Source organism: Microbispora sp. H13382 (genome assembly GCF_014161445.1).
Lineage (GTDB): Bacteria > Actinomycetota > Actinomycetes > Streptosporangiales > Streptosporangiaceae > Microbispora.
In genome coordinates this window covers 70,269-84,861 of the sequence record NZ_JABBXA010000031.1, presented here as the reverse complement: position 1 = coordinate 84,861, position 14,593 = coordinate 70,269, and the positions used below count along the sequence as shown (strand labels likewise).

Annotated in this window: 16 protein-coding genes; 9 read left to right on the top strand and 7 right to left on the bottom strand. The window is 71.1% G+C overall.

Annotation, left to right across the window (positions count from 1 at the left end; translation table 11 throughout):
• On the bottom strand, nucleotides 1-815 hold an 815-nt coding region (locus HHX41_RS37900), incomplete at its 3' end, for a hypothetical protein (RefSeq protein WP_182909784.1).
• Between the two features lie 19 nt (nucleotides 816-834).
• Nucleotides 835-1,161, bottom strand: a complete 327-nt coding sequence (locus tag HHX41_RS37895; RefSeq protein ID WP_169988251.1) for a hypothetical protein — start codon at nucleotides 1,159-1,161, stop codon at nucleotides 835-837.
• An 81-nt stretch (nucleotides 1,162-1,242) separates the two neighbouring features.
• On the opposite strand from HHX41_RS37895, the gene HHX41_RS37890 reads away from it, so the two are divergent.
• Together HHX41_RS37890 and HHX41_RS37885 are read left to right on the top strand one after the other, a co-directional pair.
• Nucleotides 1,243-1,632: a YbaB/EbfC family nucleoid-associated protein gene (locus tag HHX41_RS37890; protein WP_182909783.1), complete on the top strand. Its 390-nt coding sequence runs from the start codon at nucleotides 1,243-1,245 to the stop codon at nucleotides 1,630-1,632.
• A 26-nt stretch (nucleotides 1,633-1,658) separates the two neighbouring features.
• Nucleotides 1,659-2,039 carry a YbaB/EbfC family nucleoid-associated protein gene (locus HHX41_RS37885; RefSeq protein WP_182909782.1) on the top strand — a complete coding sequence of 127 codons (381 nt, stop codon included), beginning with the start codon at nucleotides 1,659-1,661 and terminating at the stop codon, nucleotides 2,037-2,039.
• A 13-nt stretch (nucleotides 2,040-2,052) separates the two neighbouring features.
• On the opposite strand, the gene HHX41_RS37880 is transcribed toward HHX41_RS37885, so the two are convergent.
• A complete protein-coding gene (locus tag HHX41_RS37880; protein WP_182909792.1) occupies nucleotides 2,053-2,496 on the bottom strand; it encodes an SDR family oxidoreductase in 444 nt (147 codons plus the stop codon).
• A gap of 68 nt (nucleotides 2,497-2,564) precedes the next feature.
• Here HHX41_RS37880 and HHX41_RS37875 point away from each other — a divergent pair, with 68 nt between their 5' ends.
• The 6 genes from HHX41_RS37875 to HHX41_RS37850 all read left to right on the top strand — a co-directional run bounded on the left by HHX41_RS37875 (nucleotide 2,565) and on the right by HHX41_RS37850 (nucleotide 9,306).
• On the top strand, nucleotides 2,565-2,789 hold the full coding sequence (locus HHX41_RS37875) for a hypothetical protein (RefSeq protein WP_182909781.1): 225 nt from the start codon (nucleotides 2,565-2,567) through the stop codon (nucleotides 2,787-2,789).
• Between the two features lie 10 nt (nucleotides 2,790-2,799).
• On the top strand, nucleotides 2,800-3,441 hold the full coding sequence (locus HHX41_RS37870; protein ID WP_169988242.1) for a B3/4 domain-containing protein: 642 nt from the start codon (nucleotides 2,800-2,802) through the stop codon (nucleotides 3,439-3,441).
• A gap of 197 nt (nucleotides 3,442-3,638) precedes the next feature.
• A complete protein-coding gene (locus HHX41_RS37865) occupies nucleotides 3,639-7,328 on the top strand; it encodes a multifunctional oxoglutarate decarboxylase/oxoglutarate dehydrogenase thiamine pyrophosphate-binding subunit/dihydrolipoyllysine-residue succinyltransferase subunit (RefSeq protein WP_169988240.1) in 3,690 nt (1,229 codons plus the stop codon).
• A gap of 84 nt (nucleotides 7,329-7,412) precedes the next feature.
• Entirely contained in the window at nucleotides 7,413-7,589 is a 177-nt protein-coding gene (locus tag HHX41_RS37860; protein ID WP_167769298.1) for a DUF6104 family protein, read from the top strand.
• Between the two features lie 158 nt (nucleotides 7,590-7,747).
• Nucleotides 7,748-8,569, top strand: coding sequence for a DUF4097 family beta strand repeat-containing protein (locus HHX41_RS37855; protein ID WP_182909780.1), 822 nt, complete (start codon nucleotides 7,748-7,750; stop codon nucleotides 8,567-8,569).
• The gene (locus tag HHX41_RS37850; protein ID WP_182909779.1) at nucleotides 8,566-9,306 is read left to right on the top strand and encodes a helix-turn-helix transcriptional regulator; all 741 of its coding nucleotides are present in this window, start codon (nucleotides 8,566-8,568) and stop codon (nucleotides 9,304-9,306) included. Before HHX41_RS37855 ends, HHX41_RS37850 begins: the two co-directional genes overlap by 4 nt.
• 64 nt (nucleotides 9,307-9,370) lie before the next feature.
• Here HHX41_RS37850 and HHX41_RS37845 read toward each other — a convergent pair whose 3' ends face one another.
• The 3 genes from HHX41_RS37845 to HHX41_RS37835 all read right to left on the bottom strand — a co-directional run bounded on the left by HHX41_RS37845 (nucleotide 9,371) and on the right by HHX41_RS37835 (nucleotide 11,958).
• Nucleotides 9,371-10,333, bottom strand: coding sequence for a zinc-binding dehydrogenase (locus HHX41_RS37845; RefSeq protein WP_169988235.1), 963 nt, complete (start codon nucleotides 10,331-10,333; stop codon nucleotides 9,371-9,373).
• Nucleotides 10,334-10,443: 110 nt separating this feature from the next.
• Nucleotides 10,444-10,755 (bottom strand): hypothetical protein, encoded by a 312-nt coding sequence (locus HHX41_RS37840; RefSeq protein WP_182909778.1) that lies wholly within the window; start codon nucleotides 10,753-10,755, stop codon nucleotides 10,444-10,446.
• A gap of 294 nt (nucleotides 10,756-11,049) precedes the next feature.
• Nucleotides 11,050-11,958, bottom strand: coding sequence for an AfsR/SARP family transcriptional regulator (locus HHX41_RS37835; RefSeq protein ID WP_169988226.1), 909 nt, complete (start codon nucleotides 11,956-11,958; stop codon nucleotides 11,050-11,052).
• Nucleotides 11,959-12,266: 308 nt separating this feature from the next.
• On the opposite strand from HHX41_RS37835, the gene HHX41_RS37830 reads away from it, so the two are divergent.
• Nucleotides 12,267-12,938, top strand: a complete 672-nt coding sequence (locus HHX41_RS37830; RefSeq protein WP_182909777.1) for a TetR/AcrR family transcriptional regulator — start codon at nucleotides 12,267-12,269, stop codon at nucleotides 12,936-12,938.
• 31 nt (nucleotides 12,939-12,969) lie between these two features.
• Here the strand turns inward: HHX41_RS37830 and HHX41_RS37825 are convergent, their stop codons facing one another.
• Complete coding sequence (locus HHX41_RS37825) at nucleotides 12,970-14,424, bottom strand: MFS transporter (RefSeq protein ID WP_211593225.1); 1,455 nt, start codon at nucleotides 14,422-14,424, stop codon at nucleotides 12,970-12,972.
• Nucleotides 14,425-14,593: the final 169 nt, after the last annotated feature.

Here is a 14,593-nt window from a genome sequence, read left to right as displayed (position 1 = left end):
CGGTCCCGGGCGACATGAGCGGTCTTGCCGTCCTCGTTCGGGCGGGCGACGCCGCCCCCGCCCCCGCCCCCGCCCCCGCCTCCTCCGCCGCCACGGCGCCCGCCCCCGCCGCGGCGCCCGTTGCCGCCGCTCCTGGCGTTCTTGTTGCTGCGCCCCATGAGCGCCAGGCCGTCGTGCGGGGACCGGCCGGTCGCTCGGGGGCCCACCGTGCCCCGGGCCGGGATGCGGTGACCCGCGCCGGCGAACGCGGGGACCGGCCCCGCGCCGCCCGGGCGGCGCAGGCCTTCGAGGATCCGGCGGAACTGCTCGGTGACCCGGCGGTCGAGCGCGGGGGCCAGCACCCGTCCGGCGCCCTCGGCGCCCTCCCGCTGGATCTTCCCGATGGCGGCGCGGGAGCGGAACATCTCCGCCGCGGCCAGGGCCGCGCCGAGCGGACCGCCCGCCAGGTACGCCCTGGCCACCCGCACGGTCGTGTAGACGGCGGTCGAGGCCACCGCGACCTTCACGCCCGTCGTCAGCCAGGCCGCGTTGTCGAGCACGGGCGGGGCCCATCGCGCGGCGGCGGCCGCCCGGCTCAGATGTCCGCCCTCGCCGCCCGTCTCGCTCCAGTAGCCGGCCAGCGCCGTCGCCGACCTGCCGCGGTAGACCTCGCCCGTCCCCGCGATCGTCGCGTTCGCCGCCGTACCGGACCGATCGGTGCCCGCGAGCACGGTCCGCCACGCGTCGGCGTCCTTGCGGATCTCGTCCTCATCGACGTTCGGCCAGGGCACGCCGAGCAGGCTCAGCATCATCTCCACCTGCGGGGGAACCGTCACACCCACCGTCGGGCCCCCGTCACGCCCACTGCTCGCCGTACAGGTCGCGGGACCGCGACAGGCTCGCGCCCTCGGCCTCGCCGACGCGGGCGCTGACCCTGCCCAGCCCGTCGCCGGTGTCGCCCATCGCCGCGGACAGGCCGGTCAGCGCCTCCACCCCCAGGAGCGTGCACTCGGCGTACGGCCCGGCCAGCATGCCGAGCAGGCCGTCGTCCTGCCACGCAGCGCCGCCGAGCCCGCGTTCCCTGAGCCGGCTCAGCGCGGCGGCGTAGTCCTCACCGTGCACCTGCATCCGGGAGGCGTCCTGCCTCATCCGGTCGTGGATGATCTCCAGTCCCGACTCCATGCCGCAGACTCAACTCCCCCACTTCCCGTTTCGTACGGATCACAGTAAACACTGATCTACCTTTCGATAGCCTTCTTTCTCATGACGACCCCCTCCCCCGACGGCGACGCCGAGCTGCTGGAGCGCGTGCTGCTGGAGGGCCGGACGATGATGCGGCGGCTGCAGGACGCGCGGGCCCTGGTCCGCGACGTGACGGGAGGGGCGGAAAGTCCCGACCGGACGATGAAAGCGGTGGCCGACGGCCGGGGCGAGATCGTGGAGCTGCACTTCGACCCGCGCGTCATGCGGCTCGACCGCGAGGCCCTCGGCCGGCAGGTGACGGCCGTGCTGCGCGCGGCCCAGCGGGACGCCGAGGCCAGGACCCGGGAGATCATGGACGCCGCCCTCGCCGAGACCGCGGACGTCCCCGCGCCGCTGGACGAGAGGTTCGTCCGCGACCGCGTGGAGCGGATCGCCCGCGACCTGCTGTGACCCTTCACGACCCGACTGGAGGCCCCGTGTACGGCTCTCGCATGAACCCGGCCGACATCCGCGAGGAGGATCTCGCCCGGGCCGAGGAGCAGGCGGAGCGAGTCCACGCCTGGGCCGAGCGGGCGCGGGCCCACCTCGAAGAGATCACCGGCACGGGCGAGGCGGCCTCCGGTCAGGTGACGGCCACCGTGTCGGCGGAGGGCCTGGTGCTGGACGTGGCGTTCGGGCCGCGCGCGACGCGCCTGGACAGCCGGACGCTGGCGGAGGAGGTCCGCGCCGCCGTCTCCCGGGCGCGGCTCGACGCCGCGCGCCGGACCCGGGAGCTGATCCGCGACGGCCTTCCCGGGTTCGACCCCGACGAGGCCGCCGCCCAGTTCGAGCGGCTGCTCGACGTCCCCTGGGACTGAGGGCCCGAAGGCGTCACAGGTCGCTGCCGCCGGTGGCGTCCACGGTGGCGCCGGTGACCCAGCCCGCGTCGTCGGAGGCGAGGAACGCGACCACCCCGGCCACGTCCCGCGTCGTGCCCACCCGGCCCAGCGCCGCCCGGCCGGCCGACGCCGCCCAGGCCGCCTCGTCGCCGCGCAGCCAGTCCGCGTTCGTGTCGGTGTCGACGATCCCCGGCGCCACGTTGTTGACCGTGATCCCCCGGGGCCCGAGATGCTTGGCCAGCGCCAGTGTGAAGGTCTCCAGCGCCCCCTTGGTCATCGCGTACGTGATCGCCTCGGGGAACGCGATCCGGGTCACCCCCGAGGTGACGGTCACGATCCGCCCGCCGTCGGGGATGCGCGGCAGCGCCCGGCGCGTGACGAAGAAGGCCGCCCGCGTGTTGACGGCGAACGCCCTGTCGTAATCCTCCGGCGTGATCTCTTCAAACGGGCGACAAGCGCCGGCTGTTCGCCGAGGCCGTGCGGCGCTACCAGCATACCCACGGCGTGATCGAGGAACTGCGGGCGCACCGCGAGGCCGGCAAGGCGGCGATCCGCCGCCGCGTCGAGCGGGACGTCGAGGCCGGCCTCCTCTCGCCCGAGACCGACGCCCCCGCGCTGGCGACGTTCTTCGCCGCCGTCATCCAGGGCATGTCCACCCAGGCCAGGGATGGCGCGAGCCGGGAGGACCTCCAGGCGGTGGCGACGCTCGCCATGCGGGCGTCGCCGTAGGCTGTCGGGCGTGATCGACGACATCTGGGTGGACGACGCCGTCACGGCGCTGCGTCCGGACTTCGCCGTCCTGGTGATCTGCGCGTACGGCCTGCGCAACGGGCCGTCCGACGACCGCTCGCGGGCCTGGCTCGCCGACGCCGCCGCGGACGCCGTGCCGCTGGACGACCCCAGGATCGAGGCCTGGCGGACGGCCTACCGCGCCTTCGGCGCCAAGCCCCAGCGCACCCGGCCGTCGGTCGACGCGCTGGTCCGCCGGATGCCGCTCCCCGAGATCAACCTGGTGGTGGACGCCTACAACACCGTGTCCGTACGGCACGGCCTGCCGATCGGCGGCGAGGACCTGCGCCGCTACCAGGGCAGCGCGCGGCTGATGCGGGCCGCGGGCGACGAGCCGTCGGAGGAGGCGCTGGGCGACCCGGAGATCGGCGAGGTGGTGTGGCGCGACGACGCCGGGGTCACCTGCCGGCGGTGGAACTGGCGGCAGTGCGTCAGGACGAGGATCACCGAGGAGACGGTGGACGCGCTCTTCCTCCTGGAGCGACTCGAACCGCTCTCTCTGGACGCGTTGCGTGCGGCGGGCGACGACCTCACGGGTATGCTGTCCGATATAGCTCCCGATATCCGGATCGAGTCGCGGCTCATCGGCTGACCCAGTCGATGTGACCAGATGGTAAGGGACACCTCACCACCCAGACGGACTATCCGCGCGTGACCTGTTTTATCGATCCTGGGAGGATGGGCCGGGACCTGCGACCCGCCGGGGCGCACCTCGGTGTGCGAGGCGAGTAGCCTTGGACAGGTTCACCAAACATCAACGCCGATCTGCGGAAGAGGGCGATTTCCGCCGTGTCGTCTGAGTCGTCGCGGACAAACCCGCTGGCAAGCTTCGGGCAAAATGAGTGGCTTGTCGACGAGTTGTACCAAAAGTATCTCGAAGATCCCGAGTCTGTTGACCAGGCCTGGTGGCACTTCTTCGCTGACTACAACGGGACGGCCAAGCCCGCTCCGTCCAAGTCCGCAGGCGCCGCGAACGGTGCGACCGCGACGGCCGCACCCGAGGCTCCAGCGCCGGTGACCCCGGCGCCGCAGACGGCCCCGCCGAAGCCCGCGCCGCAGGCCAAGCCCGAGGCGAAGGCGCCCGCGCCCGCCAAGCAGCAGGCCCCGGTGCCGGCCGGCGCGGTCGAGGAGAAGCTGCGCGGCGCCGCCGCGCGCACGGCCGCCAACATGGAGGCCTCGCTGGTCGTCCCCACGGCCACCAGCGTCCGCGCGGTCCCCGCGAAGCTGCTGATCGACAACCGCATCGTCATCAACAACCACCTGTCCCGCGGGCGCGGCGGCAAGATCTCCTTCACCCACCTCATCGGCTACGCGATCGTCCGGGCGCTCAAGTCCATGCCTGAGATGAACTACTCGTACGGCGAGGTGGACGGCAAGCCGGTCCTCGTCAAGCCGGAGCACGTCGGGCTCGGCCTCGCGATCGACGTGCAGAAGAGCGACGGCACCCGTCAGCTGCTGGTGCCCTCGATCAAGCACGCCGAGTCGATGGACTTCCGCCAGTTCTGGACCGCGTACGAGGAGATCGTGCGCAAGGCCCGCGGCGGCAAGCTGGGCGTGGAGGACTTCCAGGGCACCACGATCTCCCTGACGAACCCCGGCACGATCGGCACGGTCCATTCGGTGCCGCGGCTGATGCCCGGCCAGGGCACGATCATCGGCGTCGGTGCGATGGAGTACCCGGCGGAGTACCAGGGCGCCTCCGGGGAGACGCTGTCCCGCCTGGCCATCAGCAAGGTGATGACGCTCACCTCCACCTACGACCACCGGATCATCCAGGGCGCCCAGTCGGGTGACTTCCTGCGCCGCATCCACCAGCTCCTGCTCGGCGCCGAAGGTTTCTACGACGAGATCTTCGAGTCGCTGCGCATCCCGTACGAGCCGGTCCGCTGGGTGCAGGACATCTCGGCCACGCACGACGACGACGTGGCCAAGTCCGCCCGCGTGCTCGAGCTCATCCACGCCTACCGGGTCCGGGGCCACCTCATGGCCGACACCGACCCGCTGGAGTACCGCCAGCGCAAGCACCCCGACCTCGACATCCAGTCGCACGGGCTGACGCTGTGGGACCTGGAGCGCGAGTTCCCGACGGGCGGCTTCGGCGGCAAGCCGCTGATGAAGCTGCGCGACATCCTCGGCGTGCTGCGTGACTCGTACGTCCGCACGGTCGGCATCGAGTACATGCACATCCAGAACCCCGAGGAGCGGGCCTGGATCCAGGCGCGGGTGGAGCGGCCGCACGCCAAGCCCGACCGCGAGGAGCAGCTGCACATCCTGCGCAGGCTCAACACCGCCGAGGCGTTCGAGACGTTCCTGCAGACCAAGTACGTCGGCCAGAAGCGGTTCTCGCTCGAGGGCGGCGAGTCGCTGATCCCGCTGCTCGACTCGGTCATCAGCGCGGCGGCCGAGGAGAACCTCGACGAGGTCGTCATCGGCATGGCCCACCGCGGCCGGCTCAACGTGCTCGCCAACATCGTGGGCAAGTCGTACGCCCAGGTCTTCGGCGAGTTCGAGGGCAACATCGACCCCCGCAGCGCGCACGGCTCCGGCGACGTGAAGTACCACCTCGGCGCGAGCGGCGACTTCGTGGCCCCGTGCGGCAACAAGATCAGCACGTCCGTGGTCGCGAACCCCTCGCACCTGGAGGCCGTCGACCCGGTCCTGGAAGGCGTGGTCCGGGCCAAGCAGGACCTGCTTGAGCGCGGCGAGGAGGGCTTCACCGTCCTGCCCGTGCTCGTCCACGGCGACGCGGCGTTCGCCGGTCAGGGCGTGGTCGCCGAGACCCTGCACCTGTCCCAGCTGCGCGGCTACCGCACCGGCGGCACCGTGCACATCGTGGTGAACAACCAGGTCGGCTTCACCACCTCCCCCGCGTCCTCGCGCTCCAGCGTGTACGCCACCGACGTCGCGCGCATGATCCAGGCGCCGATCTTCCACGTGAACGGCGACGACCCCGAGGCGGTCGTCCGCGTCGGTCTGCTCGCCTACGAGTACCGTCAGACGTTCCGCAAGGACGTCGTCATCGACATGATCTGCTACCGGCGGCGCGGTCACAACGAGGGCGACAACCCGGCCTTCACCCAGCCGCTGATGTACGACCTCATCGACGCCAAGCGCTCGACCCGCAAGCTGTACACCGAGGCCCTCATCGGCCGCGGGGACATCACGGTCGAGGAGGCCGAGCAGGCCCTGCGCGACTACCAGGAGCAGCTGGAGCGGGCCTTCACCGAGACCCGCGAGGCCGCCAAGAGGCCGCTGGAGCCCGGCGCGGTCGTGGTTCCCGAGCCCGACGAGCAGATCCCGTGGTCGCACGAGGACACCAAGACGGCGATCTCGGAGGAGGTCGTCAAGCGGGTCATCGACACCCAGCTCAACCTGCCCGAGGGCTTCACCGTCCACCCGCGCCTCGCCCCGGTGATCCAGCGCCGCGGCACCATGATCTCCGAGGACGCGATCGACTGGGCGACCGGTGAGCTGCTCGCGTTCGGCTCGCTGCTCATCGACGACCACCCGGTCCGCCTGGTGGGCCAGGACTCCCGCCGCGGCACCTTCGGCCAGCGCCACGCCGTGCTGGTCGACCGCGTGACCGGCGAGGAGCACACGCCGCTCAAGACGTTCAACCACGACACCACGAAGTTCTACGTGTACGACTCGCTGCTCAGCGAGTTCGCCGCGATGGGCTTCGAGTACGGCTACAGCGTGGTCCGCCCGGACGCCCTGGTCGCCTGGGAGGCGCAGTTCGGCGACTTCGCCAACGGCGCCCAGTCGATCATCGACGAGTTCATCTCGTCGGGCGAGCAGAAGTGGGGCCAGCGCTCCTCGGTCGTGCTGCTGCTGCCGCACGGCTACGAGGGTCAGGGACCGGACCACTCCTCCGGCCGGATCGAGCGCTACCTGCAGCTGTGCGCGCAGGACAACATGACGGTGGCGCAGCCGAGCACCCCGGCGAACTACTTCCACCTGCTGCGCTGGCAGGTGCTCTCGCAGCGGCGCAAGCCCCTCATCGTGTTCACGCCCAAGTCGCTGCTGCGGCTCAAGGCGGCGGCCTCGGCCACGTCCGAGTTCACCACCGGCGCCTTCCGCCCGGTCATCGGCGACTCGACGGTGGACCCGGCGGCGGTCCGGCGGATCGTGGTCTGCTCGGGCAGGATCTACTACGACCTGCTCGCGCGGCGCGAGAAGGACGGCAGGAACGACGTGGCGCTGGTGCGCCTGGAGCGCATCTACCCGTTCCCGGAGAACCCGCTCAAGGCCGAGCTGGGCCGCTACCCCGCCGACGCGGACCTCGTCTGGGCGCAGGACGAGCCCGTCAACATGGGCCCGTGGCCATACCTGAGCCTGAAGATGGTGGAGAAGCCCGAACTGCTCGGGGGCCGCACCTTCCGCCGGGTCTCGCGTACGCCGAACTCCTCGCCGGCCGTCGGCTCACACGCCAAGCACGACGAGGAACTGCACGGCATCCTGGGCGAGATCTTCGGCTGACCGGAGGTTTCGTACGACTGAGGAGGTCCCCCACATCCGTGGGGGACCTCTCTCCATGAATCAGGCCATGTACTGGAGCGAGGTATGTACTTCACCGACAGGGGGATCGAGGAGCTCGTCGAGCGCCGCGGCGAGGAGGAGGTCAGCGTGGGCTGGCTCGCGGAGCGGCTGCGCGAGTTCGTGGACCTCAACCCCGAGTTCGAGGTGCCCGTGGAGCGGCTGGCCACCTGGCTCGCCCGCCTTGACGAGGACGACGACTGAGGGAGACGACGACTGACGAGGCCCGCTCCGCCCGGCCGGGGAGCCCGGGCAAACGCGATATGTCTTGACTTTTCGCGAACGAGATATATCTTGTTTGTGATGGTACGTCCGCGCGGTGTCCGCGGGGACGCAGGACTTCGCGTGGAAGGGCCCGAGCGATGCCCCAATACACGATCGACTCTCCCGGACGGCTCACGTTCGGAGAGGTCACCGCACTCAACGTACGCGTCGTGGCCGGCCGGCTGGCCGTGCTGGCCAGCGACGGCCCGCCGACACTCGAAGTGACGGAGGTGGACGGCGCGCCACTCGTGGTGACCCACGACGACGACGGCCGCCTGACGGTCGCGTACAAGGACCTGACATGGGACGGCATCCTGGGGTGGCTGCGCCCGGGCCCGCGCAGGACCACGCTGACGCTCACCGTGCCGAGGACGTGTCCCGTCCAGGCCGGGGTCGTCTCCGCCTCCGCCGTCGTCGCGGGCATGGAGGGGATCACCGGCGTGAAGGCCGTGTCCGGGGACATCGTCCTCGACGGCGTCAGCGGCGAGGTGCAGGCCGAGACGGTCTCGGGCTCGGTGGAGAGCCGGGGGCTGGTGGGCGACCTGTCCTTCTCCAGCGTCTCGGGCGAGCTCACGGTCGCCGCCGGCCGGCTGCGGCGGCTGCGCGCGAACACGGTGTCCGGGCGCGTCACCGCGGACCTGGACCTGGAGCCCACCGGTCACGTCACGCTGCACAGCATGTCGGGCACGATCGTCGTACGGCTCCCGCAGGACGTGGACGCCGACGTGTCCGTCCACTCGACCTCGGGCAGGGTCGACTCGGCCTTCCCCGAGCTGCGCGCCTCCGCGATGCCGGGAGCCCGCTCGCTCGACGGCCGGCTGGGCGGCGGCATGGCGTCCCTGTCGGCGACCACGGTGTCCGGCGCAGTCACCCTGCTGTGCGGCCAGCCCGCCGGCAGGCGAGCAGAGGAGAAGGCATGAGTCCTGTTTTCGGGCATGGCCGGTTGCGGTTGTACCTGCTGAAGTTGCTGGAGGAGAGCCCGCGGCACGGCTACGAGGTCATCCGGCTCCTGCAGGACCGTTTCCTCGGCGTCTACTCCCCCTCTCCCGGCACGATCTATCCCCGGCTGGCCCGGCTGGAGGACGAGGGCCTGGTCACCCACGAGGTCGTGGACGGCAAGAAGGTCTTCACCCTCACCGACAAGGGCCGGGCCGAGCTCAACGACCGGATGGACGAGTTGGCCGACCTCGAACAGGAGATCACCGCCTCGGTCCAGGACATCGCGCGCGAGGTCAAGGAGGACGTGCGGCAGACCGTGCGTTCCCTGCGCGAGGAGCTCACCCAGATGGCCAGGGACATCGGCCACGACAACCGCGACCAGCGGCGTGAGCAGAAGGAGGACTGGCGGCGGCAGCGCGACCACGCCAAGGAGGAGTGGCGCAGGCAGAAGGAGGAGTGGCGCCGCCACAAGCGCCAGTGGCAGGAGGAGAGCGAGCGCTGGCAGCACGAGTGGCGCCGCGTCTGGGAGGAGTCCTGGGGGTTCGGCGGCGGCCGGCAGGGCGGCCACGACGCCGAGCTCAGCCGGATGCTGGCCGACTTCGTCGCCGACGTCCACCGGACCTCGGATGCCGGCGTGCCGGACGAGCGCGCCGTGGCCGAGTGCCGGGCCGCCCTCGACGAGGCCGCCGAGCGCATCCGCCGGGCCCTGCACCCCTGACGTCCCCCTACGACGCGGCGGGAGGGCGGCGACGAGAGCGCCGCCCACCCCGCACGGGCCCCCGTCAGAGCGTGAAGACCACCTTGCCGAAGACCTCGCCGCGATGCATGGCGGCGAACCCCTCCTCCGCCTCGGTCAGCGGCAGCACCCGGTCGATCGCCGGCCGGACGCCCGTCTGCTCCAGGAACACCGCGAGCCGCCCGAGCTGCCCGCGCGTGCCCATCGTGGACCCGATGATCGACTTCTGCAGGAAATAGACCTGCGCGAGCTGCGTCGCGGCGACCATGCCGCTCGTCGCGCCGCAGGTGACGATCCGGCCACCCGGGCGCAGGGAGCTCAGCGAGTGCTTCCAGGTGGCCTCGCCGACCGTCTCCATGACGGCGTCCACCCGCTCGGGCAGCCGGGCGCCCGTCTCGAAGACCCGGTCAGCGCCGAGCGCGAGGGCCCGTTCCCGCTTGTCCTGCGAGCGGCTGGTCGCCCAGACGCGGAAGCCGCCGGCCCGGCCGAGCGCGATCAGCGCGGTCGCCACGCCGCCACCGGCGCCCTGGACCAGGATGGTCGAGCCCGGCTCCAGCCCGGCCTTGTCGAAGAGCATGCGGTAGGCCGTCAGCCAGGCCGTGGGCAGGCAGGCGGCCTCCTCGAAGGTGATCGCCGCGGGCTTGGGCACCAGGTTGCGGCGGGGCACCGCGACCTTCTCGGCGAACGTCCCGTCGTACTTCTCCGACAGCAGCGAACGCGCCGGGTCGAGGGTCTCGTCCCCGTCGACCGGAGTGCCGATCACGGAATGGACGATGACCTCGTTGCCGTCCTCGTCCACACCCGCCGCGTCGCAGCCGAGCACGATCGGCAGCCGGTCCTGGCTGATCCCCACCCCCTTGAGGGTCCACAGGTCGTGATGGTTGAGCGCGGCGGCCCGGACCGTGACGGTCGTCCATCCTTCCGGCACGGCCGGCTCGGGGTGCTCCCCGAGCGTCAGGCCCTTGAGCGGGTCGTCCGGATCGGTCTGAGTGACGGTGACGGCGAACATGCCAGAACATTACTCCGGCCATCGCGCCGGGCCCGGTACGGCCCCGCGCGGCTCGCCGCCGGCGCCTGTGACGCCCGGGAGAACCGCGGAGGCCGCTTCGAGGCAGCCCGTCACCACGCGGTCCATCCGTCGGCCCTCGGAGCTTCATCCGGGCAGGCCTGTGCCGGGAAGGCCGCCGGGGCCCACGTGTCGAGGTAGGAGACGACCTGCCGGACCTCCGCCACGGCGAGCCGCGACGCCGCCTCCGCCCACCGCTCGGCGAGGACGTCCGCGACAGCCCTGTTGAACGAAGAGAAACGGGCGCAGGCGAGCACGGTCACGCGCAGGCGCTCGCCCGTCAGGTGCAGCAGGGCCGTACGCAGGACGTTGCGCAGCCACGACGCGTGGTCGGGGCGATACGCCGCCGTCGCAGGCCAGGACATCGCGCCATGGCGGTGACATAGCGGCGATAAAACGGTGGCGCGACGGTGCCGTCCAGTCTCGGCGAAAGCCCGGCGGCCGCCCGCAGGGAAATCCGCCGCCGCAGACGGGCATATCGGGAAAACAGTGACAAGGGCAGAAATCGGCAGGCGGCCTGCTCATCCGGGAAAACGACGAGTCATGTATCGCGGTCGCCGCCCGCCCTTCCGGCTTTCGTCAGGAGACACCGCCCGGGCGCGGGCTTGCCCGCCGCAGGAGCGGCCGGTCGCAGTGGTCCCGCCGCTTCCCGTCGGGGGTCATCGGCCCGCGCCGAGCGCGGCCCACCGGTCCGCGGGCCTGTCCGGCCGGGCCGGACCCGTGGGGCGGGGCGCCTTCCTCGTGGCGCGTCCGGCGTGGGGCGTCGGCTCCCCGTGGTCGGCCGCGCCTCGCCGGCTCTCGGCGGGGAGCGCCAGGCCCGGGCCGAGGGTCGCCAGATCCTCGGTGGCGAGACGGAGCTCGCTGCCCGGCCCGACGCCCAGTTCGTCGCTCAGCACCTTCTCGGCGTTCTTGTAGGCCTCGATCGCCTCGGCGTACCGGCCCATCCGGCACAGCGCGCGAATGTGCCGGGCGTGCATCATCTCGTTCAGCGGATTCTCGGCGATGAACTTCCTGGCGTTCAGCACCACCTGCTGGTTGCTGCCGAGACAGAGCCACGCGTCGATCAGCGTCTCCCGCGCGACCGCGCGCCAGTTGTCGAGTTCGTTGGCCGCCGCGGCACCCAGCCGGCCGTCGAGGGCGTCGAGCATGGCATCGCCGCGCCACAGGCAGAGCGCGTCCTTGAGGATGCTCGCGACCACCGAGGGAGTTCCCGGCGCCAGTTCCAGCGCGCGCTCGGTGAGATTGACGAACCGGTGCGCGTCCACCGTGCCCCGGTCCAGGTTGAGCCGGTAGTCGGAGCCGACCGTCTCGATCAGGTCGGATTCCCGGCCGTAGTGCCGCAGCCAGCGGCGGAGCCGGGCCAGGTGCGCGTGCAGGGCGTTGACGGCGTCGTCGGTGGTGTTCATCAGGTCGAGTTCGTCGATGAGTTCGTCGCGCATCACCGTATGGCCGGCGCGGAACGCGAGAATGGCGAAAAGACTCCTCAGCTTCGCTCCGGTCGGTGCCGCCTCGCAATTGGAGAACCTGACTCGCAGTGGGCCGAGAATATCTATGCCAACGATCGCCACAGTTCACTTCCCCCTAGTGGAAAACAGGCTGTGCCACATAGTTGCCGCATCACCGGCGGAGGAACGGGACATCCTCCCCGGCGGCAGGTCAAGGCCTCTGGCGACGAGTAAAAGGTGGATCTCACCGAATTGTCATCGGCAGGAGTCTAACCAGAGGGAATCTCCAGGGGGGACCCGCACGTTCGAGCAGCTACCCGGTCGATCGAGTAGGTCGCGCCGAGGCCGGTCGGGGGAATGACGGCGGATCCGGGTCCTCGCGTTTGCCTGCGGCCGATCGGGGTGAGGACTTATGGTGTACGGTCGATCGTATGGGGAGTGCTGTGGATCCCGTCGCGCCGCACGATGACACGATCGCACCCGGTCAGGCTCTCCTGCGGGGAAAGACCGGGGTCACGGACAAACGCCTGCTGCGCGGTGCCAGGACACGCGAGCGCGTCCTGCGGCACGCGGTCGACCTGGCCTCGCTGGAGGGTCTCGAGAACGTCTCCTTCGGACGGCTCGCCACCGAGACCGGGCTCAGCAAGGCCGGCATCCAGACCCTCTTCAAGAGCAAGGAGACGCTCCAGCTCGCCACCATCGAGTACGCGCGCCGCCTGTTCATCGACGCGGTCATCCGGCCGACCCGGTCGGCGCAGCCGGGCGTCGCCCGGCTGCGCGCGCTGCTCGACCACTGGACCGAGTACGCCACGGCTCCGCTGTTCGCCGGCGGCTGTTTCCGGGCCGCGAACCTGGCGGACTTCGACAGCAGGCCGGGCCCGATCCGCGACGCGCTGTTCCGCGACCAGCAGGAGTGGGTCGCGACCATCGCGGGCGAGCTGGGGCACGCCGTCGCCGAGGGCGAGGTCTCCGGTCTGGACACCCAGCTCGCCGCCTTCCAGATCGACGCACTGCTGTGCGCCGCCAACACCGCCCTGCGCATGGGAGACGCCGACGTGGTGGACAAGGTCTACCGTGCCGTGAACGGGATGCTGGGCCTCTGACCGGCCCTCCCGGGGAGGGCCGGTCATCGCCTCATCGGCCTGCCCTGGCCTGCTTGGGCAACAGGAAGATGAGGACGGCGGTCACCGCGGCGACCACGAACGTGCCCAGCGACGCCATCGCGAAGGCGTGCCCCGCGGCCTCCACCGGTCCGTCCGCCTGCGGGTGGAAGGAGTTGAAGAACACCGCGCCGATCACGGCGACGCCGAGCGCGCCGCCGACCTGCTGAGCCGTGGACAGCGACCCGGAGGCCATCCCGACCGACTCCGGCTTGATCCGGCTCAGCACGGTGTTCAGCAGGGGCGTGATGAGCAGCCCGCCTCCGACGCTCTGCAGCATGAGCGTGGGGATCACCAGCGCCGGGGTGAGCCGCGGGCCGAACAGCAGCACGAGCGTCGTCGTCAGGTATCCGAGGGCCAGGATGATCGCACCGACCTCGAGCACGCGCCGGCCGTACCTCGGTACGAGCCGGCCCGCCACCATGCTGAAGATGAAGAAGACGGTCGCGGCGGGCGTGTACACCAGCCCCGCGCCCAGCGCCGACATGCCGAGACCCTGCTGCATGGCGACCGACAGCGACAGGTAGTACGAGCTGAGCAGCGCGTACACGGCCAGGACCAGCACGATGCCCAGCGAGAACGAGCGCTGGGCGAACAGCGACAGCGTCATCAGCGGATCGCCGCCGCGGGCGGCCACGGCGCGCTCGACCACGACGAAGACCCCGAACGCGATCAGGCTCGCGGCGAAACACGCCCAGATCCACCACGGCCAGCCTTCCTCCCGCCCCTGGATCAGCGGGAAGACCGCCAGCAGCAGCGCGACGCTGAGCGCCAGCATTCCGGGGATGTCGAGCTTGCGAGCCGCCGGAGACCGCGACTCCGGGACGTACGCCAGGGCGAGCAGGAGCGTGACGACGCCGATCGGCACGTTGACCCAGAACACCGCCCGCCAGTCGGACCCGAAGATGTCGGCTCCGATCAGCAGGCCGCCGACGAGCTGGCCGCTGATCGTGGCCATGCCGATCACGACGCCCAGGACGCCGAAGACCCGGTGTCTTCCCTTCTCGGGGACCAGCACCGTGACGACGGCGAACACCTGGGGGACCATCAGGGCCGCGCCCACGCCCTGGACGACACGCGCGGCGATGAGCGTTCCCGGGCTCGGCGCCATCGCGCACGCGATGGAGGACAGCGTGAATATTCCCATGCCCAGGATGTAGATCCGCTTGCGGCCGAACAGGTCCGCCACGCGGCCACCCGTGATCATCAGGGTCGCGTAGCTGAGCTGGTATGCGGCCAGGATCCATTGCAGGTCGCCGACGGAGGCGTTGAGATCCGCCGCGATCGACGGGGCCGCCACCACGACGATGAACGAGTCGAGGATCGCCATGAACATGCCGACCATGACGAGCGACATCGCACCCCAGGGGATCGCCGCCTCCTCCGTCGGCGCCGCGGGGGCGATCACCTGTTGCCGGTCCTTGGTCACATGACCTCCCTGTTCCTGCGCCTCTCGCACTGCGCCTGCCGTACGTGGGAATCCCCGCCGGCTCTCGGCACGACGGGACACGAAGAGAACAAGAAGAGCATACGCCCGTACGTATTTCTTCTTCAACGCTCTCGCGACGACGGGCCGGCGGCGAGAGCCGCCGGCCCGT